Annotated in this window: 23 protein-coding genes, 2 tRNA genes and 3 rRNA genes; 20 read left to right on the forward strand and 8 right to left on the reverse strand. The window is 43.2% G+C overall.

The features are described 5' to 3' along the window. Positions 1 to 14: 14 nt before the first annotated feature. The 5 genes from ADH27_RS01690 to ADH27_RS01710 all read left to right on the forward strand — a co-directional run bounded on the left by ADH27_RS01690 (position 15) and on the right by ADH27_RS01710 (position 4992). Positions 15 to 1563 (forward strand): 16S ribosomal RNA (locus ADH27_RS01690). A 53-nt stretch (positions 1564 to 1616) separates the two neighbouring features. Further along, positions 1617 to 1689, forward strand: a tRNA-Ala gene (locus tag ADH27_RS01695). Between the two features lie 129 nt (positions 1690 to 1818). Continuing rightward, positions 1819 to 4717, forward strand: a 23S ribosomal RNA gene (locus ADH27_RS01700). 80 nt (positions 4718 to 4797) lie between these two features. After that, positions 4798 to 4913 (forward strand): 5S ribosomal RNA (rrf, locus tag ADH27_RS01705). Together the 16S, 23S and 5S rRNA genes with 2 tRNA genes alongside form the textbook arrangement of a ribosomal RNA operon. Positions 4914 to 4918: 5 nt before the next feature. Continuing rightward, positions 4919 to 4992, forward strand: a tRNA-Asn gene (locus tag ADH27_RS01710). Between the two features lie 74 nt (positions 4993 to 5066). On the opposite strand, the gene ADH27_RS01715 is transcribed toward ADH27_RS01710, so the two are convergent. Beyond that, entirely contained in the window at positions 5067 to 6416 is a 1350-nt protein-coding gene (locus tag ADH27_RS01715; protein ID WP_048715205.1) for an aspartate kinase, read from the reverse strand. Between the two features lie 213 nt (positions 6417 to 6629). Here ADH27_RS01715 and ADH27_RS01720 point away from each other — a divergent pair, with 213 nt between their 5' ends. From ADH27_RS01720 to ADH27_RS01780, 13 genes are all read left to right on the forward strand, one after another. Next, entirely contained in the window at positions 6630 to 7421 is a 792-nt protein-coding gene (locus tag ADH27_RS01720) for an enoyl-CoA hydratase (protein WP_048715207.1), read from the forward strand. A 98-nt stretch (positions 7422 to 7519) separates the two neighbouring features. After that, entirely contained in the window at positions 7520 to 7954 is a 435-nt protein-coding gene (locus ADH27_RS01725) for a MarR family winged helix-turn-helix transcriptional regulator (RefSeq protein WP_006597415.1), read from the forward strand. Beyond that, a complete protein-coding gene (locus ADH27_RS01730) occupies positions 7954 to 8928 on the forward strand; it encodes a beta-ketoacyl-ACP synthase III (RefSeq protein ID WP_048715209.1) in 975 nt (324 codons plus the stop codon). The genes ADH27_RS01725 and ADH27_RS01730 overlap by 1 nt, the downstream gene beginning before the upstream one ends. Before the next feature lie 54 nt (positions 8929 to 8982). Next, positions 8983 to 9207, forward strand: coding sequence for an acyl carrier protein (locus ADH27_RS01735; RefSeq protein WP_003003892.1), 225 nt, complete (start codon positions 8983 to 8985; stop codon positions 9205 to 9207). A 110-nt stretch (positions 9208 to 9317) separates the two neighbouring features. After that, positions 9318 to 10283, forward strand: a complete 966-nt coding sequence (gene fabK, locus ADH27_RS01740; RefSeq protein WP_048688761.1) for an enoyl-[acyl-carrier-protein] reductase FabK — start codon at positions 9318 to 9320, stop codon at positions 10281 to 10283. 24 nt (positions 10284 to 10307) lie between these two features. After that, the gene (gene fabD / locus ADH27_RS01745; protein ID WP_048715211.1) at positions 10308 to 11228 is read left to right on the forward strand and encodes an ACP S-malonyltransferase; all 921 of its coding nucleotides are present in this window, start codon (positions 10308 to 10310) and stop codon (positions 11226 to 11228) included. A gap of 12 nt (positions 11229 to 11240) precedes the next feature. Beyond that, on the forward strand, positions 11241 to 11975 hold the full coding sequence (gene fabG / locus ADH27_RS01750; protein ID WP_048688768.1) for a 3-oxoacyl-[acyl-carrier-protein] reductase: 735 nt from the start codon (positions 11241 to 11243) through the stop codon (positions 11973 to 11975). Positions 11976 to 11993: 18 nt separating this feature from the next. Next, entirely contained in the window at positions 11994 to 13226 is a 1233-nt protein-coding gene (gene fabF, locus ADH27_RS01755; RefSeq protein ID WP_023022242.1) for a beta-ketoacyl-ACP synthase II, read from the forward strand. 1 nt (position 13227) lies between these two features. Further along, positions 13228 to 13716 (forward strand): acetyl-CoA carboxylase biotin carboxyl carrier protein, encoded by a 489-nt coding sequence (gene accB / locus ADH27_RS01760; RefSeq protein ID WP_048715213.1) that lies wholly within the window; start codon positions 13228 to 13230, stop codon positions 13714 to 13716. Then, positions 13713 to 14135, forward strand: coding sequence for a 3-hydroxyacyl-ACP dehydratase FabZ (gene fabZ, locus ADH27_RS01765; protein WP_006596902.1), 423 nt, complete (start codon positions 13713 to 13715; stop codon positions 14133 to 14135). The genes accB and fabZ overlap by 4 nt, the downstream gene beginning before the upstream one ends. 10 nt (positions 14136 to 14145) lie before the next feature. Further along, positions 14146 to 15513, forward strand: coding sequence for an acetyl-CoA carboxylase biotin carboxylase subunit (locus ADH27_RS01770; protein ID WP_048715214.1), 1368 nt, complete (start codon positions 14146 to 14148; stop codon positions 15511 to 15513). Between the two features lie 88 nt (positions 15514 to 15601). Further along, positions 15602 to 16462, forward strand: a complete 861-nt coding sequence (accD, locus tag ADH27_RS01775) for an acetyl-CoA carboxylase, carboxyltransferase subunit beta (protein WP_006597410.1) — start codon at positions 15602 to 15604, stop codon at positions 16460 to 16462. Continuing rightward, positions 16462 to 17232: an acetyl-CoA carboxylase carboxyl transferase subunit alpha gene (locus ADH27_RS01780; RefSeq protein ID WP_048715216.1), complete on the forward strand. Its 771-nt coding sequence runs from the start codon at positions 16462 to 16464 to the stop codon at positions 17230 to 17232. The genes accD and ADH27_RS01780 overlap by 1 nt, the downstream gene beginning before the upstream one ends. A 37-nt stretch (positions 17233 to 17269) precedes the next feature. Here the strand turns inward: ADH27_RS01780 and serS are convergent, their stop codons facing one another. The 7 genes from serS to ADH27_RS01815 all read right to left on the reverse strand — a co-directional run bounded on the left by serS (position 17270) and on the right by ADH27_RS01815 (position 24437). Beyond that, a complete protein-coding gene (gene serS, locus ADH27_RS01785; protein ID WP_048688786.1) occupies positions 17270 to 18547 on the reverse strand; it encodes a serine--tRNA ligase in 1278 nt (425 codons plus the stop codon). 218 nt (positions 18548 to 18765) lie between these two features. Beyond that, entirely contained in the window at positions 18766 to 19134 is a 369-nt protein-coding gene (locus ADH27_RS01790; protein WP_048715218.1) for a DUF956 family protein, read from the reverse strand. An 80-nt stretch (positions 19135 to 19214) separates the two neighbouring features. Continuing rightward, positions 19215 to 20126, reverse strand: a complete 912-nt coding sequence (locus ADH27_RS01795; RefSeq protein WP_006596896.1) for a PTS system mannose/fructose/sorbose family transporter subunit IID — start codon at positions 20124 to 20126, stop codon at positions 19215 to 19217. A gap of 18 nt (positions 20127 to 20144) precedes the next feature. Then, on the reverse strand, positions 20145 to 20948 hold the full coding sequence (locus tag ADH27_RS01800; RefSeq protein WP_048715220.1) for a PTS mannose/fructose/sorbose transporter subunit IIC: 804 nt from the start codon (positions 20946 to 20948) through the stop codon (positions 20145 to 20147). Between the two features lie 27 nt (positions 20949 to 20975). After that, entirely contained in the window at positions 20976 to 21965 is a 990-nt protein-coding gene (locus ADH27_RS01805; RefSeq protein ID WP_048715222.1) for a PTS sugar transporter subunit IIB, read from the reverse strand. Between the two features lie 346 nt (positions 21966 to 22311). Further along, on the reverse strand, positions 22312 to 23334 hold the full coding sequence (adhP, locus tag ADH27_RS01810) for an alcohol dehydrogenase AdhP (RefSeq protein ID WP_048715224.1): 1023 nt from the start codon (positions 23332 to 23334) through the stop codon (positions 22312 to 22314). A gap of 290 nt (positions 23335 to 23624) precedes the next feature. Next, positions 23625 to 24437: a Cof-type HAD-IIB family hydrolase gene (locus ADH27_RS01815; protein WP_048715226.1), complete on the reverse strand. Its 813-nt coding sequence runs from the start codon at positions 24435 to 24437 to the stop codon at positions 23625 to 23627. Between the two features lie 253 nt (positions 24438 to 24690). Between ADH27_RS01815 and ADH27_RS01820 the strand changes: the two genes are divergently transcribed. Together ADH27_RS01820 and tsaE are read left to right on the forward strand one after the other, a co-directional pair. Beyond that, a complete protein-coding gene (locus ADH27_RS01820) occupies positions 24691 to 26112 on the forward strand; it encodes an NCS2 family permease (protein ID WP_048715229.1) in 1422 nt (473 codons plus the stop codon). Between the two features lie 121 nt (positions 26113 to 26233). After that, positions 26234 to 26683, forward strand: coding sequence for a tRNA (adenosine(37)-N6)-threonylcarbamoyltransferase complex ATPase subunit type 1 TsaE (tsaE, locus tag ADH27_RS01825; protein WP_048715231.1), 450 nt, complete (start codon positions 26234 to 26236; stop codon positions 26681 to 26683).

The following is a 26683-nucleotide window of genomic DNA, read 5'->3' on the forward strand; positions in this document are numbered from 1 at the left end:
AGACAAACAATTATTTTAATGAGAGTTTGATCCTGGCTCAGGATGAACGCTGGCGGCGTGCCTAATACATGCAAGTAGAACGCTGAAGGAAGGAGCTTGCTCTTTCCGGATGAGTTGCGAACGGGTGAGTAACGCGTAGGTAACCTGCCTGGTAGCGGGGGATAACTATTGGAAACGATAGCTAATACCGCATAACAGTAGATATTGCATGATATCTGCTTGAAAGGGGCAATTGCTCCACTACCAGATGGACCTGCGTTGTATTAGCTAGTTGGTGAGGTAACGGCTCACCAAGGCGACGATACATAGCCGACCTGAGAGGGTGATCGGCCACACTGGGACTGAGACACGGCCCAGACTCCTACGGGAGGCAGCAGTAGGGAATCTTCGGCAATGGACGGAAGTCTGACCGAGCAACGCCGCGTGAGTGAAGAAGGTTTTCGGATCGTAAAGCTCTGTTGTAAGAGAAGAACGAGTGTGAGAGTGGAAAGTTCACACTGTGACGGTATCTTACCAGAAAGGGACGGCTAACTACGTGCCAGCAGCCGCGGTAATACGTAGGTCCCGAGCGTTATCCGGATTTATTGGGCGTAAAGCGAGCGCAGGCGGTTAGATAAGTCTGAAGTTAAAGGCTGTGGCTTAACCATAGTACGCTTTGGAAACTGTTTAACTTGAGTGCAAGAGGGGAGAGTGGAATTCCATGTGTAGCGGTGAAATGCGTAGATATATGGAGGAACACCGGTGGCGAAAGCGGCTCTCTGGCTTGTAACTGACGCTGAGGCTCGAAAGCGTGGGGAGCAAACAGGATTAGATACCCTGGTAGTCCACGCCGTAAACGATGAGTGCTAGGTGTTGGGTCCTTTCCGGGACTCAGTGCCGCAGCTAACGCATTAAGCACTCCGCCTGGGGAGTACGACCGCAAGGTTGAAACTCAAAGGAATTGACGGGGGCCCGCACAAGCGGTGGAGCATGTGGTTTAATTCGAAGCAACGCGAAGAACCTTACCAGGTCTTGACATCCCTCTGACCGCTCTAGAGATAGAGCTTTCCTTCGGGACAGAGGTGACAGGTGGTGCATGGTTGTCGTCAGCTCGTGTCGTGAGATGTTGGGTTAAGTCCCGCAACGAGCGCAACCCCTATTGTTAGTTGCCATCATTCAGTTGGGCACTCTAGCGAGACTGCCGGTAATAAACCGGAGGAAGGTGGGGATGACGTCAAATCATCATGCCCCTTATGACCTGGGCTACACACGTGCTACAATGGCTGGTACAACGAGTCGCAAGTCGGTGACGGCAAGCTAATCTCTTAAAGCCAGTCTCAGTTCGGATTGTAGGCTGCAACTCGCCTACATGAAGTCGGAATCGCTAGTAATCGCGGATCAGCACGCCGCGGTGAATACGTTCCCGGGCCTTGTACACACCGCCCGTCACACCACGAGAGTTTGTAACACCCGAAGTCGGTGAGGTAACCTTTTAGGAGCCAGCCGCCTAAGGTGGGATAGATGATTGGGGTGAAGTCGTAACAAGGTAGCCGTATCGGAAGGTGCGGCTGGATCACCTCCTTTCTAAGGATAAGGAAACCTGCACGTTCGTCTTGTTTAGTTTTGAGAGGTCTTGTGGGGCCTTAGCTCAGCTGGGAGAGCGCCTGCTTTGCACGCAGGAGGTCAGCGGTTCGATCCCGCTAGGCTCCATTGGTGAGAGATCACCAAGGATGAACATTGAAAATTGAATATCTATATCAAATAGTAACAAGAAAATAAACCGAAAACGCTGTGAATATTTAATGAGTTTTCTAATTTTTTAAGAAATTAGGTTAATAAGGTTAAGTTAATAAGGGCGCACGGTGGATGCCTTGGCACTAGGAGCCGAAGAAGGACGTGACAAACGACGAAATGCCTCGGGGAGCTGTAAGTAAGCTTAGATCCGGGGGTGTCCGAATGGGGGAACCCAGCAGGTAATACCTGTTACCCATATCTGTTAAGGATATGAGGAGGAAGACGCAGTGAACTGAAACATCTAAGTAGCTGCAGGAAGAGAAAGCAAAAGCGATTGCCTTAGTAGCGGCGAGCGAAACGGCAGGAGGGCAAACCGAAGAGTTTACTCTTCGGGGTTGTAGGACTGCAATGTGGACTTAAAGATTATAGAAGAACTACCTGGGAAGGTAGGCCAAAGAGAGTAACAGCCTCGTATTTTAAATAGTCTTTATACCTAGCAGTATCCTGAGTACGGCGAGACACGTGGAATCTCGTCGGAATCTGGGAGGACCATCTCCCAACCCTAAATACTCCCTAGTGACCGATAGTGAACCAGTACCGTGAGGGAAAGGTGAAAAGCACCCCGGGAGGGGAGTGAAATAGAACCTGAAACCGTGTGCCTACAACAAGTTCGAGCCCGTTAATGGGTGAGAGCGTGCCTTTTGTAGAATGAACCGGCGAGTTACGATATGATGCGAGGTTAAGTTGAAGAGACGGAGCCGTAGGGAAACCGAGTCTGAATAGGGCGTCTTAGTATTATGTCGTAGACCCGAAACCATGTGACCTACCCATGAGCAGGTTGAAGGTGCGGTAAAACGCACTGGAGGACCGAACCAGGGCACGTTGAAAAGTGCTTGGATGACTTGTGGGTAGCGGAGAAATTCCAAACGAACTTGGAGATAGCTGGTTCTCTCCGAAATAGCTTTAGGGCTAGCGTCGACATTAAGATTCTTGGAGGTAGAGCACTGTTTGGGTGAGGGGTCCATCCCGGATTACCAATCTCAGATAAACTCCGAATGCCAATGAATTATGGTCGGCAGTCAGACTGCGAGTGCTAAGATCCGTAGTCGAAAGGGAAACAGCCCAGACCACCAGCTAAGGTCCCAAAATAATTGTTAAGTGGAAAAGGATGTGGGGTTGCACAGACAACTAGGATGTTAGCTTAGAAGCAGCTATTCATTCAAAGAGTGCGTAATAGCTCACTAGTCGAGTGACCCTGCGCCGAAAATGTACCGGGGCTAAAACAATTTACCGAAGCTGTGGATACCTTTAATGGTATGGTAGGAGAGCGTTCTATGTGTGAAGAAGGTATACCGTGAGGAGTGCTGGAACGCATAGAAGTGAGAATGCCGGTATGAGTAGCGAAAGACAGGTGAGAATCCTGTCCACCGTAAGACTAAGGTTTCCAGGGGAAGGCTCGTCCGCCCTGGGTTAGTCGGGACCTAAGGAGAGACCGAAAGGTGTATCCGATGGACAACAGGTTGATATTCCTGTACTAGAGTATGTAGTGATGGAGGGACGCAGTAGGCTAACTAAAGCGTGCGATTGGAAGTGCACGTCTAAGCAGTGAGGTGTGAATTGAGTTAAATGCTTAGTTCAATAACATTGAGCTGTGATGGGGAGCGAAGTTTAGTAGCGAAGTTAGTGATGTCACACTGCCAAGAAAAGCTTCTAGCGTTAAACATACTCTACCCGTACCGCAAACCGACACAGGTAGTCGAGGCGAGTAGCCTCAGGTGAGCGAGAGAACTCTCGTTAAGGAACTCGGCAAAATGACCCCGTAACTTCGGGAGAAGGGGTGCTGACTTCGGTCAGCCGCAGTGAATAGGCCCAAGCAACTGTTTATCAAAAACACAGCTCTCTGCTAAATCGTAAGATGATGTATAGGGGGTGACGCCTGCCCGGTGCTGGAAGGTTAAGAGGAGTGCTTAGCGTAAGCGAAGGTATGAATTGAAGCCCCAGTAAACGGCGGCCGTAACTATAACGGTCCTAAGGTAGCGAAATTCCTTGTCGGGTAAGTTCCGACCCGCACGAAAGGCGTAATGATTTGGGCACTGTCTCAACGAGAGACTCGGTGAAATTTTAGTACCTGTGAAGATGCAGGTTACCCGCGACAGGACGGAAAGACCCCATGGAGCTTTACTGCAGTTTGATATTGAGTGTCTGTGCCACATGTACAGGATAGGTAGGAGCCATAGAGATCGGGACGCCAGTTTCGATGGAGGCGTTGTTGGGATACTACCCTTGTGTTATGGCCACTCTAACCCGGATAGGTGATCCCTATCGGAGACAGTGTCTGACGGGCAGTTTGACTGGGGCGGTCGCCTCCTAAAAGGTAACGGAGGCGCCCAAAGGTTCCCTCAGAATGGTTGGAAATCATTCGCAGAGTGTAAAGGTATAAGGGAGCTTGACTGCGAGAGCTACAACTCGAGCAGGGACGAAAGTCGGGCTTAGTGATCCGGTGGTTCCGTATGGAAGGGCCATCGCTCAACGGATAAAAGCTACCCTGGGGATAACAGGCTTATCTCCCCCAAGAGTTCACATCGACGGGGAGGTTTGGCACCTCGATGTCGGCTCGTCGCATCCTGGGGCTGTAGTCGGTCCCAAGGGTTGGGCTGTTCGCCCATTAAAGCGGCACGCGAGCTGGGTTCAGAACGTCGTGAGACAGTTCGGTCCCTATCCGTCGCGGGCGTAGGAAATTTGAGAGGATCTGCTCCTAGTACGAGAGGACCAGAGTGGACTTACCGCTGGTGTACCAGTTGTCTCGCCAGAGGCATCGCTGGGTAGCTATGTAGGGAAGGGATAAACGCTGAAAGCATCTAAGTGTGAAACCCACCTCAAGATGAGATTTCCCATAACTATATGTTAGTAAGAGCCCTGAGAGAAGATCAGGTAGATAGGTTAGGAGTGGAAGTTGTGTGAGCAATGGAGCGGACTAATACTAATAGCTCGAGGACTTATCCAAAAAGTAACTGAGGATATTTACAGCTGGTTTAAATTTTGTTAGAATATAGGTATTCAATTTTGAATGTTCATCATTCAGAGTTAAGTGACGATAGCCTAGGAGATACACCTGTACCCATGCCGAACACAGAAGTTAAGCCCTAGAACGCCGGAAGTAGTTGGGGGTTGCCCCCTGTGAGATATGGTAGTCGCTTAGCTTTTTTCCGCCATAGCTCAGTTGGTAGTAGCGCATGACTGTTAATCATGATGTCGTAGGTTCGAGTCCTACTGGCGGAGTCAGTACCCGAAAGGGTTTTTTTATTTCTCTTTTATTAATAAATTAAAAAAAGGTTCTTTCGAACCTTTTTTTGTTAGTTAAAGAAAACATCGTATAGAGCTTTAATAGCCTGTTTTTCTTGTTCTTGATTGACTACAAACATGATGGAAACTTCGCTGGATCCTTGTGAAATCATTTGGATATTAATGTTATTTTCTGATAAAGCCTTTGTGGCTGTAGCTGTTACACCAATTTGATTTTTCATATTCTCTCCGACAATCATAATAATGGAAAGATCATGTTCAATTTCGGCATAATCCACTTGTAAATCTTGGATTAGATGTTTTAAAATTTCTTGTTCTTTAATTGGAGTCAATTCTTTTGACCGAAGAATGACTGATAAGTCGTCAATACCTGTTGGCATATGATCCCAACTAATATTCAAATCTTCTAAAATTTGCAATAATTTTCTACCAAAACCGACTTCTCTATTCATTAGGTATTTGGTGGTATTAATGCTGACAAATCCCGAATCTCCTGCAATTCCAACAACTTTAACATTTTCATCAGTGTGGTTCAGCACAATCTTCGTACCTGGATGTTTTGGATTGTTTGTGTTCTTGATCACCATTGGAATCTTTCCACGATATGCAGGAACAAGTGCTTCATCATGGAGGACACTAAAGCCAGCATAGGCTAATTCCCGCATCTCCTTATAGGTTAATTCAGGAATAGAATGTGGTTGTTTGATAATGCCTGGGTGAGCTGCAAAAATACCATCGACGTCTGTAAAGTTCTCGTAGAGATCTGCTTTAACTCCCGCTGCGATAATTGATCCTGTAATATCAGAACCACCTCTTGAAAAAGTACAGACTTGGCCTTCTTTAGTAATTCCAAAGAATCCAGGGATTACTAAAATTTCATTATGGTTTCTCAGTTCTTCAATCTTATCGTAACTAGAAGGAAGAATGCGAGCATTGCAAGGTTCACTTGTTACAAAGATACCTGCATCTTTTGGATGGATATATTTTGCTTCTAACCCCTTTTTTACAAAGTAAGCTGCGATGAGTTTCGCATTGTTGTTTTCTCCAGCTGCTAAGAAGGTATCATATAAGAAAGTGTTGTCAGACTTGGGAAGTGTTGCAAGGGATTTGATATCTCTAGCAATCTCTTCGATAATTTCCTCGTCTAAGTCTAACTCCTCTGTAATAGATCGATAGCGATTGATAATCCATTCTTGACTTTGGTTCGTATCTTTTCCGTTGGTATATTCTTTAAAATACTTGATGAGGGCATCTGTGACTTTTGTGTCCTCCGCATTGCGTTTCCCTGGAGCAGAAACGACCACGTATTGACGGGCTTCATCTTCTTTAACGATATTGAATACTTTTTCTAACTGGGTAGCAGATGCTAATGAACTACCACCAAATTTAACTACTTTCATGTGGACTCCTTTACACAACTTTCTTTAAATTATACCAAAGATAGAGCTTGGTTACAATCTAAAAAAGCACTGTTATCAAGCGAGTCTTTCGGGTGAGACACTTTGTTATGAAAATGTAATTTACTTCTCAAAGTAGTTGTGCTAAAATAATATAAAAATAAATAAGTTCAACTATCAAACAATTTGAATAGCGAATTAGTAAAGAGGTGGCTTATGGTGTTCGAAACGATTATTTATTCTGTAGAAGAGGATCTCGCATCTATTATTTTAAATAGACCAGAGGTTTCAAATGGTTTTAACATTCCAATGTGTCAGGAAATCCTTGAAGCATTAGAATTAGCTGAGAAGAATCCAGATGTTCGTTTTATTTTATTTAAAGCAGTCGGTAAGGTTTTTTCAGTTGGTGGTGATTTAGCTGAGATGAAACGGGCTGTTGATGCTGATGATATCGATTCGTTAACGCAAATTGCGGAATTGGTCAATCAAATCTCTAAAAAAATGAAGCAAATTCCAAAACCAGTGATTATGGTTGCAGATGGTGCGGTTGCAGGAGCAACTGCTAATATGGCAGTAGCGGCGGACTTTTGTATTGCTTCTGATAAAGCGAAGTTTATTCAAGCCTTTGTTGGGGTCGGTTTGGCTCCTGATGCCGGTGGTCTATTCCTTTTAGGAAGAGCTATTGGTTTGACTAGAGCAACTCAGTTAGCAATGACTGGTGAACCATTAGGTGCTGAAAAGGCTCTGGAATATGGCGTTGTGTACAAGGTTTCTGAAGTAGAAAAATTAGACAAGACTGTCAACCAACTACTCATGAAGTTAAGACGTAGCTCAGATAATTCTTTTGCTGCCATTAAAGAGTTGGCTTGGTCTAGCATGCTGACTGACTGGGATCGTTATGCTGAAATTGAGTTGCGATTGCAGAGAAATCTTTCTCTCAAGGAAGACTTTAAAGAGGGAGTTATTGCCTATTCAGAGCGTCGGCGCCCAAAATTCAAAGGAAAATAAAAACGTAAAATTTTTATGTTTTTGTTGCTGAGGCTTGCTATTTGGTTTGATTTTTGATAAAATTCGATTATCAAAGTAATGAATAGGGGGTGTGGTTTTTGAATTTTCAACTAGTCAATGATTACCTTACATCCATTTTTAACAACGTATTAGTCATCGAAGAAACTAGTTTACGTAGCAGTCGATTTAATGATGTTTCCATCAAGGAAATGCACACAATAGATGTCATCGGCTCAACACCAAACGCAACTCCAAGTGATATTTCGCGTTCGTTAATGGTAACGTTAGGTACAGTCACTACCAGTTTAAATAATCTTGAACGAAAAGGTTATATTGAACGAACCAGATCTGAAGTTGATCGTCGTGTCGTCCATTTGAGTTTGACCAAAAGAGGCAAGCTCTTGTATCGGCTTCACCAACAATTTCACAAGCGGATGGTCAATCAAATTATCGATGGGATGTCTCCAGATGAACGGAAAGTGATGCAAAAAGGGTTGCAGAACCTTTATCGTTTCTTGGAGGAGTTGAAATAATGACTTTTGCAAAAATTAGTCAGGTAGCCCATTATGCGCCAAGCCAAGTGATTTCTAATCAGGATCTTTCTGAACGGATGGATACCAGTGATGAGTGGATTGCTAGTCGGACAGGCATTCGCAAACGCCATATTTCAAAATCAGAATCAACCAGCGATTTAGCAACGGAAGTGGCTCGTCGCTTGCTTGGAAAAAGTGGTTTACAAGCGGATCAGTTGGATTTTATCATTGTTGCAACGATTTCGCCCGATTCCATGATGCCATCAACTGCAGCTCGTGTTCAAGCTAAAATTGGTGCCTCTAAAGCTTTTGTCTTTGATTTGACAGCAGCTTGTAGTGGATTTGTCTTTGCGCTTGCGACTGCTGAAAAGTTGCTTCGCTCTGGCCAGTACAAACGAGGAATCGTTATCGGAAGTGAAACCTTATCGAAAGTGATTGATTGGGAAGATCGGACCACAGCGGTCCTATTTGGGGATGGTGCTGGCGGTGTTTTATTGGAAACTTCCGAACAACAAACTTTTTTAGCTGAAGGTTTATTTTCTGATGGTTCTCGCGGAGAGGTTCTTCAATCATCATCTGTTGGTTTATCTTCACCATATTCTAATAAGGAAGAAGATAAAAAATATTTATCAATGGATGGAAGAGCAGTCTTTGATTTTGCTATTCGGGATGTGGCTAAGAGTATTAAACATATGTTAGCAGATGCTCCAGTAGCTGTTGATGAAATTGACTATTTCCTCTTGCATCAGGCAAATGACCGTATCTTAGATAAAATGGCTAAGAAAATCGGGGTTGATCGGGAAAAACTTCCTGCAAATATGATGGAATATGGCAACACCAGTGCTGCAAGTATTCCAATTTTATTATCGGAGTGTGTCGACCAAGGGCTAATCAAATTGGATGGAAGTCAAATAATTCTTCTGTCAGGATTTGGTGGAGGTTTGACATGGGGCTCACTTCTTGTTACAATCTAGTTAAACATGTGGAAACACATTTTAAAAATTTTTATTATTTTAAGGAGGCCAATCATGGCAGTATTTGAAAAAGTACAAGAAATTATCGTTGAAGAACTTGGTAAAGAACCATCAGAAGTAACTCTTGAGTCTACTTTTGAAGATCTTGAAGCTGATTCATTGGATTTGTTCCAAGTGATTTCAGAAATTGAAGATGCATTCGACATTCAAATTGAAACTGAAGAAGGATTGTCTACTGTAGGTGACCTTGTTGCTTACGTAGAAGAAAAAACTAAATAATAGTGGATGAGAGTATCGAAAGATATTCTCTCTTGTTTAGGTAATAGTTTGACGCTCAAAGCAAAGAACCGCTTTCAAACTATTACTTAAGCGAAAATGAGGAAGGTACTATGCAAACAAGAATTACTGAATTATTAAACATTAAATATCCAATTTTCCAAGGTGGTATGGCTTGGGTAGCAGATGGAGATCTTGCTGGAGCTGTATCCAATGCGGGTGGTCTTGGAATCATCGGTGGAGGAAATGCACCTAAAGAAGTTGTCAAAGCGAATATTGATCGTGTCAAATCCATTACTGACAAACCTTTTGGAGTCAATATCATGCTCCTTTCTCCTTTTGCAGATGACATCGTTGACTTGGTTATCGAAGAAGGGGTTAAAGTGGTTACCACTGGTGCAGGGAATCCTGGGAAATACATGGATCGTTTCCATGAAGCAGGCATTACCGTTATTCCGGTTGTACCTTCAGTTGCTTTAGCAAAACGGATGGAAAAACTAGGTGCAGATGCTGTCATTGCTGAGGGAATGGAAGCAGGAGGTCATATTGGTAAATTGACGACCATGACCTTGGTTCGTCAAGTGGTCGAAGCGGTTTCTATTCCAGTTATCGGTGCTGGTGGTGTTGCAGATGGTGCAGGAGCGGCTGCGGTCTTCATGCTTGGAGCAGATGCTGTTCAAGTGGGAACACGATTTGTCGTTGCTAAAGAATCAAATGCTCACCAAAACTTTAAGAATAAAATTTTGAAAGCTAAGGACATTGATACAGTGGTGTCTGCGTCAGTTGTTGGCCACCCAGTTCGTGCGATTAAGAATAAATTGGCTTCTGCTTATAACCAAGCTGAAAAAGATTTCTTGGCAGGTAAGAAGACTCAAGAAGAAATTGAAGAATTAGGAGCAGGTGCTCTTCGCAATGCGGTTGTTGACGGAGACGTTGATAATGGATCTGTGATGGCAGGACAAATTGCAGGTCTCGTAAGTAAAGAAGAGACCTGTGCTGAAATCTTGGAAGATATCTATCTTGGAGCTGCTAAGGTCATTCAGAAAGAAGCAGCTCGCTGGGCAGATGTGAAATTCTAACAAGTAAAGGAAAGGAAGAGAACAGTGACAAAACGTGCCTTCTTATTTGCTGGTCAAGGTGCCCAAAAATTGGGGATGGCTAGTGACTTGTATGCAACTTATCCCGTTGTCAAAGAGACATTTGATACGGCTAGTCGTATTCTAGGTTATGATTTGCGTGAATTGATTGATTCTGACGAAGAAAAACTCAATCAAACACGCTATACTCAACCAGCTATTTTGACAACTTCTGTAGCTATTTATCGTCTCTTGGCAGAAAATGGCATAACACCGGATATTGTGGCTGGTCTCTCCCTAGGAGAATATTCTGCTTTGGTTGCTGCAGGCGCTCTTTCCTTTGAAGAAGCGGTCGCCTTGGTAGCTAAGCGAGGGGAATTTATGGAAACAGCTGCGCCTGCTGGAAGCGGGAAGATGGTAGCTGTTATGAATACTGATCCTGCCTTGATTGAAGAAATCTGTCAACAGGCTTCTGAAAAGGGAGTTGTAACCCCAGCTAACTACAATACTCCTGCCCAAATTGTGATCGGTGGAGAGGTTGAAGCTGTGGATTATGCAGCTGAACTCTTACAAGAAGCAGGGGCAAAACGGTTGATTCCTCTGAATGTCTCTGGTCCTTTCCATACGGCCTTACTTGCTTCTGCTAGTGAAAAACTAGCGACTGAACTTGAAAAAGTTACTTTTAAGGACTTTAGCTTGCCTTTGGTTGGGAATACAGAAGCAAAGATCATGAAATCAGACGAAATCAAAGCTTTATTAGCTCGCCAAGTGATGGAGCCCGTTCGTTTCTATGATTCGATTGCGACGATTCAAGAGTTTGGAGTAGATGAAGTGATTGAAATTGGTCCAGGTAAGGTCTTGACTGGTTTCTTGAAAAAGATTGATAAAACTCTTCCAACGAAAAATGTGGAGGATCAAGCCAGTCTTGATGCCCTACTGAACGAATAAGATGAGGTGACTATGGAACTAAAGAATAAAAATGTATTTGTTACTGGCTCAAGTCGAGGCATTGGATTGGCTATTGCGCATAAATTTGCGTCAAAAGGTGCCAACATTGTCTTAAATAGTCGTGGAGAGCTCCCAGCAGGCCTAGTGGATGAATTTGCCTCATACGGTGTGAAGGTAGTTGGCGTTACTGGGGACGTATCCCAAGCTGCGGAAGCGAAACGAATGGTCGCGGAAGCGATTGAAGCACTTGGCTCAGTAGATATCCTTGTCAACAATGCTGGGATTACCAATGATAAGCTCATGTTGAAATTGACGGAAGAAGATTTCGAGCAAGTCTTGAAGGTGAATTTGACCGGTGCTTTTAATATGACACAATCAGTCTTAAAACCGATGACCAAAGCACGTGAAGGTGCTATCATTAACATGTCGAGTGTTGTCGGTCTGACAGGAAATGTTGGACAAGCCAACTATGCAGCCTCAAAAGCTGGTTTGATTGGTTTTTCTAAATCTGTAGCACGTGAAGTAGCTGGTAGAAATGTCCGTGTCAATGTCATTGCGCCGGGCTTCATTGAGTCTGATATGACAGAAGGACTTCCTGAAAAAATTAAAGAAATGTCTCTCGCTCAAATTCCAATGAAACGATTTGGAAATACAGAAGAAGTAGCAGATGTTGCAGTCTTTCTTGCGACTCAAGAATATCTAACAGGGCAAGTCATCGCAATTGATGGTGGCTTAACCATGCAATAAAAAGAGGTAGGTTTTGAAATGAAATTAAATCGTGTTGTTGTAACAGGCTATGGCTTGACATCTCCAATCGGAAACACTCCAGAAGAATTTTGGAATAGCTTAAAAGAAGGAAAGATTGGAATTGGTCCGATTACAAAATTTGACCACAGTGACTTTGCTGTTCATAATGCAGCTGAAATCCAAGATTTCCCATTTGATAAGTACTTTATCAAGAAAGATACAAACCGCTTTGACAACTACTCTTTGTATGCCTTGTATGCCGCTCAAGAAGCTGTGAATCATGCAGGTTTAGATGTAGAAGCTATTGATAAAGACCGTTTTGGTGTCATTGTTGCTTCTGGTATCGGTGGTATCAAAGAAATTGAAGATCAAGTGATTCGTTTGCATGAAAAAGGACCAAAACGTGTCAAACCAATGACGCTTCCAAAAGCCCTACCAAATATGGCTTCTGGGAATGTTGCTATGCGTTTTGGAGCTAATGGAATTTGTAAATCGATCAACACTGCTTGTGCCTCTTCCAATGATGCGATTGGAGATGCTTTCCGCGCTATTAAGTTTGGTTTCCAAGATTTGATGTTGGTTGGTGGTTCTGAAGCTTCTATTACACCATTTGCAATCGCCGGTTTCCAAGCCCTAACAGCTCTTTCAACAACAGAAGATCCAACTCGTGCTTCTATTCCATTTGATAAAGATCGGAATGGTTTTGTGATGGGGGAAGGATCAGGAATGTTGGTACTTGAAAGTTTGGAACACGCTGAAAAACGTGGTGCAACCATTCTTGCTGAAGTCGTGGGTTACGGAAATACTTGTGATGCTTACCATATGACTTCTCCACATCCAGAAGGTCAAGGTGCTATTAAAGCAATGAAGTTGGCTTTGGATGAAGCAGAAATTGAACCAGCTCAAGTTGATTATGTTAATGCCCATGGTACCTCTACTCCAGCAAATGAAAAAGGAGAAAGTGGTGCAATCGTTTCTGTATTTGGTACAGAAGTTCCAGTATCTTCTACAAAATCATTTACAGGTCACCTCTTGGGGGCAGCAGGGGCAGTTGAAGCTATTGCGACGATTGAAGCAATTCGCCATCAATATGTTCCAAAAACTGCTGGAACACAAGAGTTATCAGATTATATTGAAGCCAATGTCATCTTTGGTGAAGGGCAAGAACGTCCGATTTCCTATGCTATTTCCAATACATTTGGATTTGGAGGACACAATGCTGTCTTAGCCTTTAAACGTTGGGAGGGATAAAGTGAATATTCAAGAGATTAAAGACCTAATGAGTCAATTTGACCAATCTAGTCTTCGTGAATTTAGCTATCAAAATGCAACGGATGTGCTATCATTTAGTAAAAATACTGGCAGTGTAGCTAGCCCACAACCTGCTACGCCAGCTCCTGTAGTTCAGGAAGTGGTGCCTGCTGTTGAGAGCCCTGTTGTTCTTGCAGAAGAACCAGTTGCTCCTTCAGCACCAGCTCCTGAAGCAAGTCCAGCAGTAGCAGCAGAAGGGGAAGTGGTTGAAAGTCCTCTTGTTGGTGTAGCTTATTTAGCTTCAGGTCCAGATAAACCAGCTTTTGTTCAGGTTGGAGATAGCGTTTCAAAAGGCCAAACCCTATTGATTATTGAAGCGATGAAAGTTATGAACGAAGTTCCTGCACCAAAGGATGGAATTGTCACTGAAATCCTTGTTTCAAATGAAGAAATGGTTGAGTTTGGGAAAGGATTGGTACGGATTAAATGATCGATATTCAAGCTATTAAAGAGGCTCTTCCGCATCGCTATCCGATGTTGTTGGTGGATCGCGTCCTTGAAACAAGTGAGGATACGATTGTAGCCATTAAGAATGTGACGATCAATGAGCCCTTCTTTAATGGGCACTTTCCAAGCTACCCAGTAATGCCAGGTGTCCTCATTATGGAAGCCTTGGCACAAACTGCCGGTGTCTTAGAATTATCCAAACCAGAAAATAAAGGGAAATTAGTCTTTTATGCTGGAATGGATAAGGTTAAATTCAAAAAACAAGTCGTTCCGGGAGATCAGCTCGTGATGACGGCTACCTTTGTCAAGCGTCGTGGTTCGATTGCGGTCGTGGAAGCAAAAGCGGAAGTCGATGGGAAATTAGCTGCTAGCGGGACCCTAACATTTGCAATTGGTAACTAGGGAGGTTTCTATGTTCCGAAAAATTTTAATCGCGAATCGTGGTGAAATTGCGGTCCGGATTATTCGAGCTGCTCGTGAATTAGGAATTGAAACAGTCGCTGTCTATTCAACGGCTGATAAGGAAGCCTTGCATACCTTACTAGCGGATGAAGCAGTTTGTATTGGGCCTGCCAAGTCAACTGAGTCTTATTTAAACATGAATGCTGTTTTATCTGCAGCAGTTTTGACTGGATCAGAAGCGATTCACCCAGGGTTTGGATTTTTGAGTGAAAATTCGAAGTTTGCCACCATGTGTGAAGAAGTAGGGATTAAGTTTATCGGACCATCAGGATCTGTCATGGATATGATGGGTGATAAAATTAATGCCCGAGCACAAATGATCAAAGCAGGTGTACCTGTGATTCCAGGATCAGATGGTGAAGTTCATACAGCTGAAGAAGCCTTGGAAGTTGCTGATCGGATTGGCTATCCTGTCATGCTCAAGGCGTCAGCTGGAGGTGGCGGTAAAGGGATCCGTAAAGTAGAACGGGCAGAGGACCTAGTTCCAGCTTTTGAATCTGCTTCGACAGAAGCTAAGGCGGCCTTTGGCAATGGAGCTATGTACCTTGAACGCGTCATCTACCCAGCTCGTCATATTGAGGTTCAAATCTTGGCTGACCAATTTGGGCATGTGGTTCATTTGGGTGAACGGGATTGTTCCCTTCAAAGAAACAACCAAAAAGTCCTCGAAGAATCTCCATCCGTAGCAATCGGTAAGACAATTCGAGACCAAATCGGATCTGCAGCTGTCCGCGCAGCAGAATCTGTTGGCTATGAAAATGCTGGGACAATCGAGTTTCTTTACGATGAAGGTAAAGGCGAATTTTACTTCATGGAGATGAACACTCGGGTTCAAGTCGAGCATCCCGTGACAGAATTTGTCACAGGAATTGATATCGTGAAAGAGCAAATTAAAATTGCTGCTGGGCAAGAATTGTCTGTAAGCCAAGAAGATATTCAAATTTCTGGTCATGCCATTGAATGCCGGATCAATGCAGAAAATCCTGCCTTTAACTTTGCACCTAGCCCAGGAAAAATCACCAATCTCTATCTTCCAAGTGGAGGAGTCGGCTTGCGCGTGGATTCAGCTGTCTACCCTGGCTATACGATTCCACCTTACTACGATAGTATGATTGCCAAAATCATTGTCCATGGAGAGAATCGTTTTGATGCCTTGATGAAGATGCAACGCGCCCTCTATGAGTTGGAAATTGATGGTGTAATGACCAACAGTGATTTCCAATTGGATTTGATTTCAGATTCGAACGTGATTGCTGGTGACTACGATACCGCCTTTCTGATGGAGACATTTTTACCAAATTATCAGAAAAATCAATAAGCATTGAACTTTGTAAATGTGAGATTCATTTTCACAAGGAATGAACGCGCACAATTACAAAGTTCTTTTACCAAGTAAGGAGAAGTTGATGGCTTTATTTTCTAAAAAAGATAAGTACATTCGAATTAATCCCAATCGGTCGGCCATTGAAGCACCTCAGCCAAAACCAGAGGTTCCAGATGAGTTGTTTTCTCAGTGTCCGGGTTGTAAACATACGATTTACCAAAAGGATCTAGGAAGTGAACGTCTGTGTCCGAAGTGTGGTTATACCTTCCGCATCTCTGCGGTTGAGCGACTTCAATTGACGATTGATCCAGGAAGCTTTATTGAATTGTTTACGGGTATTGAGACCAAGGACCCGCTTAAGTTTCCAAACTACAAGAAGAAATTGGCGGCTGTTCGTGAATTGACAGGACTTGATGAAGCTGTGCTAACAGGAACTGCAAAGATCGGGGGCCATCAAGTGGCTCTTGGTATTATGGATTCTAATTTCATCATGGCTTCTATGGGCTCTGTGGTCGGTGAAAAGATTACGCGTCTATTTGAATTGGCGACAGAAGAAAAGCTCCCAGTCGTGCTCTTTACAGCTTCTGGTGGCGCTCGGATGCAAGAAGGAATCGTCAGTTTGATGCAGATGGCTAAAATCTCTGCAGCTGTTCAAAGACACTCAAAAGCAGGCTTGTTTTATTTGACGGTTTTAACAGACCCAACAACAGGAGGGGTAACGGCTTCATTTGCAATGGAAGGAGATATTATCATTGCAGAGAGTCAAGCCCTTGTGGGATTTGCAGGTCGACGGGTGATCGAGTCTACTGTACGGGAACAGTTGCCGGATAATTTCCAAAAGGCTGAATTTTTGCAAGAGCATGGCTTTGTGGATGTGATTGTCCAGCGTAGTGAAATGCGTTCAACAATCGCAGACTTGTTAGCCTTTCATGGAGGGAAGTAATGACAAGAATAACACAAATTATTAAAGAAGCTCGTGACCAAGGACGTTTGACAGCTCTCGATTATGCACATGGAATTTTTGATAACTTTATCGAATTGCATGGAGATCGAAATTTCCGAGATGATGGTGCAGTGATTGGTGGAATTGGCTGGTTAGGGGATCAAGCGGTAACGGTTGTCGGGATTCAAAAAGGAAAGAATCTTCAGGACAACCTCAGTCGAAACTTTGGCCAACCCCACCCAGAAGGCTATCGAAAAGCTTTGCGTCTCATGAAGCAAGCGGAGAAATTTGGCCGTCCAGTTGTGACCTTTATCAATACAGCGGGTGCTTATCCTGGTGTTGGCGCTGAAGAGCGGGGACAAGGTGAAGCAATTGCCCGTAACCTCATGGAAATGAGTGATTTAAAAGTTCCGATTATCGCGATTATCATCGGAGAAGGTGGTTCTGGTGGGGCCTTGGCTCTTGCTGTAGCAGATAAGGTCTGGATGCTTGAGAACTCCATCTATGCGGTCTTGAGTCCAGAAGGTTTTGCCTCTATTCTTTGGAAAGATGGTAGTCGTGCCATGGAAGCAGCTGAATTGATGAAGATTACTTCGCATGAGTTGTTGAATATGGATATTGTGGACAAGGTGATTCCGGAGCATGGTTTTTCCAATGGCGAATTACTAGCTCAAGTGAAGAAAGAAATCCAAGCAGAATTGAAGGAGCTACAAGCCTTGCCTCTAGAAGAACTTCTAGAGCAACGTTACCAACGTTTTCGTAAATATTAAAAAACTGAGCTTGCAATTTGCAAGACTCAGTTTTTTCTTATTTTGGTGCGATGACTTCAGCGCCACCCATGTATGGACGAAGGACTTCAGGAATGGTTACAGAACCATCTTCATTTTGATAATTTTCAAGAATAGCAGCGACGGTACGTCCAACAGCCAATCCAGAACCGTTCAAGGTGTGAAGAAGTTTGACTTTACCATCTGCTTCGTCACGGTAACGGATTTGAGCACGACGTGCTTGGAAATCTTCTGTGTTTGAGCAACTTGAAATTTCACGGTAGGTGTTTTGAGCAGGGATCCAAACTTCCAAGTCGTAAGTCTTAGCAGCTGAGAAGCCCATATCTCCTGTTGAGAGAGCCACGACACGATATGGAAGGTTGAGTTTTTGAAGGATGTTTTCAGCGTTGGCTGTCATCTTTTCCAATTCTTCATATGATTCTTCCGGTTTGGCAAATTTGACCATTTCTACCTTATGGAATTGGTGCAAACGAATCAAACCACGAGTATCACGACCAGCAGAACCAGCTTCAGAACGGAAAGATGGACTCATAGCAGTAAAGTAGATTGGTAGATCTTTACCATCAATGATTTCATCACGGTAGTAGTTGGTCAGTGGCACTTCAGCAGTTGGAATCAAGACATAGTTGGTGTCGCTGAGTTCAAAAGTATCTTCCTTGAATTTTGGATATTGACCAGTACCAAACATAGAATCGTGGTTGACCATGTAAGGGGTGATGACTTCTGTGTATCCTTCCTTGCCATGCTCATCCAACATAAAATTGTAGATAGCACGTTCTAAGCGAGCTCCAAGCCCCTTGTAGAAGAGGAAACGAGCGCCAGTGACTTTACCACCACGTTCCCAGTCAAGGATGTCTAAGTCTTCTCCAAGGTCCCAGTGAGCTTTTGGTTCGAAGTCAAACTCGCGAGGAGTTCCCCAACGGCGAACTTCTACGTTATCGTCTTCGTCAGCCCCAACAGGTACGCTATCAGCAGGGATGTTTGGAAGAGTCGTAGTAAATTCTGTCAATTTCGCATCGATTTCTGCCAATTCTGCATCTAGTGCTTTGACTTCTGCAGAGAGAGTTTGCATGGCAGCAATCTTATCATCTGCATTTTCTTTGTTGCGTTTGGCTTGGGCGATTTCAGCAGATACTGTGTTACGCTCAGCCTTGAGGCTTTCTACTTTGACCAAGATGTCACGACGCTTGGCATCGATCTCTTTCATTTCGTTTAAGATAGCAGCGTCTACGCCACGTGTCGCTAATTTTTCAGCAACTGTATCAAAGTCTGTACGAATTCGTTTAATATCTAACATAGCTTCTCCTTTAACAAAAAGCACACCTGTTACAGTGTTGGAGTGGCAGGGCCACGGTTCCATCCAACTTCACAGGTGTGCACTTGATTTGATCTTCAATTTTTTGATAAACGGTAGAATTTCAATTAAGTCCTCTATCTGCTCACAGCAACCGCAGACTTTCTGAAAGATTTCCTTAATTTACTTATCCGTTTTCGTTTATTATACAAGAAAAGGAGCTATTTTGCAAATAGATTTTTAATTTTAGCTTTAATGGTTTGGATCAAGGTTGGTAACTTGACAATTTTATCATTCCCAAGGTGTTGACGGGCAATTTTTAAGATTTTCCCCGAGTCTTTAGAAGCAAATAGAAACTTGCTTTCCTTAGTGTAAATTTCAAAATGGCGGCTAATTTTACGCCCGGATACGTTGGCTCCAATCTGTTCGATTTCTTTCCAGGGAATTTGGACGTAGTCTTCTACATTAGCATCCGCATAAAATTCAAAAGCGACATTCCCAACTAGGATTTTTCCAACCTTTCCACCAACACCTAGATAAGAGACACCAGTGGTATGGAATTCAACGGTTTTATTCTGTGATTGCGCCATGTGATCCTCCTGTAACAATGTTCATTTCATTATACCATAATAAAAAGAAGGTCGAAACCTTCTTTTTTGTTGATCTTTGCTTACATCAAGCCAGCAACGTGTGCCAAGACACCGATTACAAAGAGGGCGATGATGATAGTGATTGGAGATACTTTCTTCTTAAGCAACCACATACAAGCAAAAGTAAGAAGCAATCCCATCAAACCAGGAATCAATGAATCCAAGTTTTGTTGGAAAGTCGTAACTTTTTCAGGTGTTTGAGATAGACCTGAACCAACTTGAGCGAAGGCTTCTTGGATACCCTTGTATCCTTCAGGAAGTTTATCCCAGTGGATATAAGCTTTGTCGTCTAATTTGACAGAAGAAACATTAAAGATGAATTTAATAGATACCCAACGTTCTACCAAAACAGCAAGGATGAACATCCCGAGGATAGAAGCTCCTTTAGTGATGTCTTGCAAGATCCCACCAGACATATCTTTGGTAATTTCAGAACCTGCTTTGTAGCCAAGTTCTTGGGTGTACCATAAGAAGGACATACGAATCGCATTCCAAGCAAAGAAGAAGATAAGTGGACCAAGGATATTACCAGTCAAGGCAAGAGATGCACCAAGTGCTCCAAGGATTGGACGAACTGTAAACCAGAAGACAGGATCTCCGATACCCGCCAAAGGTCCCATCATACCAATCTTAACCCCTTGGATAGCGGCATCATCGATGGCAGCGCCATTTGCTTTTTCTTCTTCAAGGGCAAGAGTTACCCCGATGATTGGAGCAGCTACGTATGGGTGAGTGTTGAAGAACTCCATGTGACGCTCAAGAGCAGCCGCTTGGTCTTCTTTCTTCGTGTAAAGTTTTTTGATAGCTGGGATCAATGAGTAAGCCCAACCCAAGTTTTGCATCCGTTCATAGTTCCAAGAACCTTGCAAGAAGGTTGAACGCCACCAAACTTTTTGACGATCTGATTTAGATAATTGTAATTTTTCAGTCATGATAGTGTCACACCTTTCTTAATAGTCTTCAAGGATATCGCCGATTGGGTCATTAGAAGTAGCAACTCCGCCACCTCCATTGCCACCTTTCTTAGAGAGAGAAAGGTAGATCAAGGCAAGGGCAACACCAATTGCACCAAGAGCAATCAAGGTCAATTGGCTAACGGCAGCAAGAGCAAAACCAATGGCAAAGAATGGCCAAACTTCACGGCTTGCCATCATGTTGATAACCATGGCGTAACCAACGGCTACGACCATACCACCACCGATTTGCATACCGTCTGACAACCAAGCAGGCATCGCTTCAAGAGCACCTTTAACAGTGTCAGCAGGGATCATCAAAAGAAGGGCTGCAGGAATGGCGATACGAAGACCTTGAAGGAGAAGGGCTACAAAGTGAGCGCGTTCTACGCCTTTGAAATCACCTTTTTTAGCAGCAGCGTCGGCAGTGTGGACCAAACCAACGGAGAGAGTACGGACGATCATGGTCAAGAAAAGACCAGCAACTGCAAGTGGAATAGCTACACCTTGAGCCACAGCGATTCCTTTAGAGCTAAAGTCACCACCAAGAACCAAGATAATCGCAGCGGCGACTGATGCAAGAGCAGCGTCGGGTGCAACTGCGGCACCAATGTTGGCCCAGCCAAGTGCAAGTAATTGAAGGGAACCACCAAGCATAACACCGGCAGTCAAGTTACCTGTTACCAAACCGATTAAGGTACAAGCAACAAGTGGTTGGTGGAATTGGAATTGGTCAAGGATACCTTCAAGACCTGCTAAGAAGGCAACAACGACCACTAATACCATAGAAATAATAGACATGTTTAAAATCCTTTCGTAAGTAATCGATTATTGAACGTTAGCTTTGTTAATTAAGTCAAACAAATCTTTCTTAGAGTCATTTGGCACTTTACGGACATCAAATTCCACTCCAAGATCACGCATTTTTTCAAATGTAGCCACATCCTCTTTGTCCATTGACAAGACATTGTTAACCATGGTTTTACCAGTTGAGTGGGCCATTGAACCAACGTTCAAGGTTTTAATCGGAACACCACCCTCGATGGCACGAAGGGCATCTTGAGGTGTTTCAAACAAGATCAAAGCATGTGTTTCACCAAAGCGTGGATCTTTTGCAACGTCGATCAATTTTTGAATTGGGACAACGTTTGCTTTCACACCATTCGGTGCTGCTTGCTTGATCAACTCTTTACGGAGCTCATCTTTGGCAACTGAGTCTGAAGCTACGATAATTCGATCCGCTTTTGAATCAGGTGTCCAAGCAGTTGCGACTTGTCCGTGAAGTAGACGAGTATCTAAGCGGGCAAGATTAATCTTGAGTTTTCCGTCACCAATCACTGTTCCTTCTGGAATAGCGGCTTGGGCAACAGGAGTAGCTGAAGCAGTGCTTGCTTCTTCGACAGGATTCAATTCTTCTGGAAGAGCTTTGATTCCATCTTTAGATTCTTTGATGATGTTTGCAGCAACTTTATCAACGCCAGCAGTTGCATCCATCAAACGCTCTGTATAAGCTTGAATCAACATCGGCAGGTTCAATCCAGTGATGATCGCAAATTTACGCTCTGGATTTTCTCCCATAACGCGACTCGCTTGGTTAAATGGAGAACCACTCCAAAGGTCAGCCAAAACCAAGACTTCATCTTCTGCATCAAATGCGGCAACAGCAGCATTGAATTTAGCATAGAGATCATCTGGGCCTTCACTTGGCATGAACGTAACCACTTGAACTTTCTCTTGATCCCCAAAGATCATCGAGCCGGATTGGTGGATTCCAGCTGCAAATTCACCGTGGCTAGCAATAATGATACCAATACTCATTATTGACATTCCTCCTTATAAAATTTGTTTGACTTTCAGTTTAAGAAAACTTTAAGCTTATCTATTATAAAACGTTTTCATGATAAAGTCAATTTTTCAGTACTAAATTAAAGGAAAAAGATAGGTTTTAATATATTGAATTATTAATATCTATATCTAGCCATTAAATTCGAAAATCCTTTGGAATTCCTTGACAAGAGGGGAATGAAGGGGAACCAAAGTTTCTAAAAAGAGTAGTAGTAGCTTCTAATAGGTAAAATAAAAATATAGCAACCCCTTGCAGGTCCTGTTTGTGAGAAACTAAAAAAGACCAGTCCATTTGGGCTGGTCTAATAGGTTGAGTTGATTAGTTGGTGAAGTCAAGTACCATACGTCCTTGAATGGTTCCGGCTTCCATTTCGTCAAAGACTTTGACAGCATCTTCTACTGGACGTTTTTGAACAACTGGAACGACCAAGCCTTCTGCTCCAAATTGGAAGGCTTCTTCCAAGTCTTTACGAGTTCCTACAAGAGAACCGATGACTTGGATACCATCTAATACTGTTTTCACAATGCTGAGCTCCATCATTTCAGAAGGAAGTCCGACTGCAACAACGCGACCACCCGCACGAACTGAATCTACTGCTTGGTTGAAGGCTACTTTAGAAACGGCTGTTACGACAGCAGAGTGAGCTCCACCATTTGTTTTTTCTTTGATCAATCCTGGGACATCTTCGACTTCACGACCATTAATGACAAAGTCTGCCCCAACTTCTTTAGCCAATTCGAGTTTATCATTGTTGATATCAACAGCGATGACATGAGCGTTGAAGACTTTCTTGGCATATTGAACAGCTAAGTTACCCAAGCCACCAGCTCCATAGATAACGATCCATTGGCCTGGTTCAGCTTTGGCTTCTTTGATAGCTTTGTAGGTTGTAACACCGGCACAGGTAATAGAAGAAGCTTGGGCTGGATCTAATCCCTCTGGTACTTTTACTGCGTAGTCTGCAGTTACGATACATTGTTCAGCCATTCCTCCATCAACAGAGTAACCAGCATTTTTTACAGTACGGCAAAGAGTTTCGCGACCAGTTGTACAGTATTCACAAGTGCCACATCCTTCGAAGAACCAAGCAACACTGACACGGTCACCAACTTTTAAACTTGTCACATCTGGAGCAAGTTCTTTAACAATCCCGATTCCTTCGTGTCCAAGAACACGGCCTGGAACTTTACCGAAGTCTCCGTGAGCAACGTGCAAGTCCGTGTGGCAGACACCACAGTATTCGATTTGAACAAGAGCTTCCCCTGTTTCTAATGGGCGCATCTCCTTGTTTGCAACAATTTCAACACCAGTACCTTCTGGATTTACAACAACAGCTTTCATAGTTTTCCTCCTCAAGAGCTTAGTTGAATTAGAGACGGTAATAAAACGAGAAGTAACATCACTTGAATCATTATCGTATGAAACGAGCTAGGCTCCTTTTTTATTTTTGTTATGTTAATTTTATCACAAACTCCATCAGTTAGCAAGCGTTTACATAGAAAATTTTCTGAAAATAAACTTAACTGGTTAAATTATTTTCAGAGAAAGTCCCTATAAAGTTTCGTATGTTTGAGAAAACAAAAAAGCTTGAATCCTTTCTTGTAAAAGGTGATTCAAGCGATTCTCTCTATTTATAGGAAGAGTTTTTCTAGTTGACGAGCAACACCGTCCTGATCGTTTGTATACTCGGTTTGTTTATCGGCATAGGGGAGGAGGACAGGATTGGCGTTTTTCATTGCATAACCAGTTCCTGCGAAAGCCAACATGTCTGTATCGTTTTGTTCGTCTCCAAAGGCGATAAGGTCTTTCCGATCAAGTCCGTAAGTCTCGAGGAGATAGTTGAGGGCAAAGGCCTTATTGACGCCTTTTGGAGCACATTCCAGAATGTTGAGGGGACCACCCCAGCTATTGATTTCTAGCTCGTGATGGTAGTAATCACGCATTTCTTCGGCTAAAGCATACTTATTTTCAGCGCGTGTTTGAAAGAGGATGGCGTTTGGGTTTTCGGTAACTTTACGGGCTTCGAATTTTGTTTTGGAGGAGATTTTTGAAACCCCAAATAAGGCGGGATCAATCGTATGGTGGTAGGTATGGGTGACATAGAACTTATTGCGATACTCTCCTGCAATAAAGTCCGCCTGGATGTCATTTTCTCTCTCGACCATATCGAGGAGGTATTTTTTATCAAGGGTCATGGATAGTTCTTTCGACCATTTTTTATTTGGAATATGAGTGAGAGCGCCGTTAAAGTTAATCATGGGACTTTCCAATCCCAATTCCTTATAGATGTGTTCTGCCATTCGATAGGGACGCCCAGTTGTAATAATGACCCGATGACCTTGTTCACTGACTTTCTGGATGGTTTTAATCGTATAGGATGATAATTTGCTCTCAGAATTTAATAAGGTGCCATCTAAATCGACAGCGATTAGTTTTTTATTCATAGGAAGAATCCTTTCATTTGTATGGTTTTTCGAACTCTAAATAAGGAGTATAGAAGTGCCATATTTTAAGAAGAATGCTACCATTATACCAGATAAACAGGAAAATTTCAGTTTTTCAAATAGTAAATGATGTGGCACAAAAGATTATCCAGATGAATCTCTTGTAAAAGTGAATGATATTTGATAAGATATTAGTATTGTTCGTGATTGAGTCGCGAGCAGATTTATTTTTTTTAAGGAGTTTATTAGAAAAATGGATAAGTTTTTCAAACTATCTGAACACGGAACGACGGTTCGTACAGAGGTATTAGCTGGTTTAACGACCTTCTTTGCCATGTCTTATATCTTGTTTGTAAACCCTCAAATGCTTTCCCAAACAGGAATGCCTGCTCAAGGAGTATTTCTAGCAACCATTATTGGTTCAGTCGTTGGGACTCTCATGATGGCTTTCTATGCGAATCTGCCTTATGCCCAAGCACCAGGGATGGGCTTGAACGCCTTCTTTACCTTTACAGTGGTATTTGGGATGGGCTATTCTTGGAAAGAAGCCTTGGGAATGGTCTTTATTTGCGGACTAATTTCATTGATTATCACATTAACCAATGTTCGGAAAATGATTATTGAGTCCATTCCAAATGCTTTGCGTTCAGCTATCTCAGCTGGTATCGGAATTTTCTTGGCCTATGTCGGAATTAAAAATGCTGGCTTGTTGAAGTTTTCGATTGATCCGCATACCTATACGGTGGCAGGAGAAGGGGCTGACAAAGCGAATGCAGCGATTACAGCAAATTCTGCAGCGGTCCCAGGACTTGTTAGTTTCAATAGTCCGACAGTCCTCCTTGCCTTGGCTGGCTTAGCCATTACTGTTTTCTTTGTCATCAAGGGCATTAAAGGAGGAATTATCCTTTCTATCCTTACGACAACAATCCTCGGTATTGTGTTTGGAATTGTTGATCTTTCAACGATTGACTTTGGTAGTACCCATCTTGGAGCAGCTGTCAATGATCTTGGCAAAATTTTTGGAGCTGCACTTGGTTCAGAAGGATTAGGTTCTTTGATTACCAATACTTCTCGTCTTCCTGAAACCTTGATGGCCATCTTGGCATTCTCCTTGACAGATATCTTTGATACGATTGGTACCTTGATTGGAACTGGTGAAAAAGTTGGTATTGTTGCCACAAATGGTGAAAATCATCAATCCGCTAAATTGGATAAAGCCCTTTATTCAGACCTCGTAGCGACATCTGTTGGTGCTATTGCAGGTACTTCGAATGTAACGACTTATGTTGAGTCAGCTGCGGGTATCGGAGCTGGTGGACGGACTGGTTTGACAGCCCTTGTCGTAGCCCTCTGTTTTGCAGTGTCAAGTATTTTTAGTCCCCTTCTTGCTATTGTACCGACAGCAGCGACAGCACCGATTTTGATCATCGTTGGGATCATGATGTTGAGTAGCTTGAAAAACATCCATTGGGATGATATAACAGAAGCTGTACCAGCCTTCTTTACCTCTATCTTTATGGGATTCAGTTATTCCATCACAAATGGGATTGCAGCAGGTTTTATTACTTATACAGTAACTAAACTTGTCAAAGGTGAAGCCAAAGAGGTTCACAGTATGATTTGGATTCTAGATGCCTTGTTTATTCTGAACTTTATCAGTATGGCCTTGCACTAGAATGAACATAGAAGAAAGCTTGGACAAATCGTCCAAGCTTTTTTGATTGTCTCAGGTGAGGCTGAAGGTAATCGACTAAAAATAGTGGGCAAGAATCAATTATTTTTGGTATAATGGAGCAATGAAAAGTCAAAATGAACAAGAGTTGATTGCACTTGGAAAACAGTTGGGTCAACAGTTAGAAAAACAGGATGTCGTGATTCTGACAGGGGATCTGGGGGCTGGGAAAACAACCTTTACAAAAGGCCTAGCTCAAGGGTTGGATATTCGTCAGATGATTAAAAGTCCCACTTATACCATTGTGAGAGAATATGAAGGTCGCTTGCCCTTGTATCACCTGGATGTCTATCGTATTGGAGACGATCCAGATTCGATTGATTTGGATGACTTTTTATTTGGTGAAGGGGTGACCGTTATTGAGTGGGGCGAACTGCTAGAGACCAGTCTTCCTGCTGGATATTTAAAGGTTGAACTGCTCAAGGACGGCGACGGACGTGAGATACGCTTGTCAGCTGTCGGTGAACGTGCAGAACAATTAAAGGACTCATTTCTAACTTCTGTAGGAGCTTGA

It is taken from the genome of Streptococcus sp. 343_SSPC (assembly GCF_001072385.1).
Lineage (GTDB): Bacteria > Bacillota > Bacilli > Lactobacillales > Streptococcaceae > Streptococcus.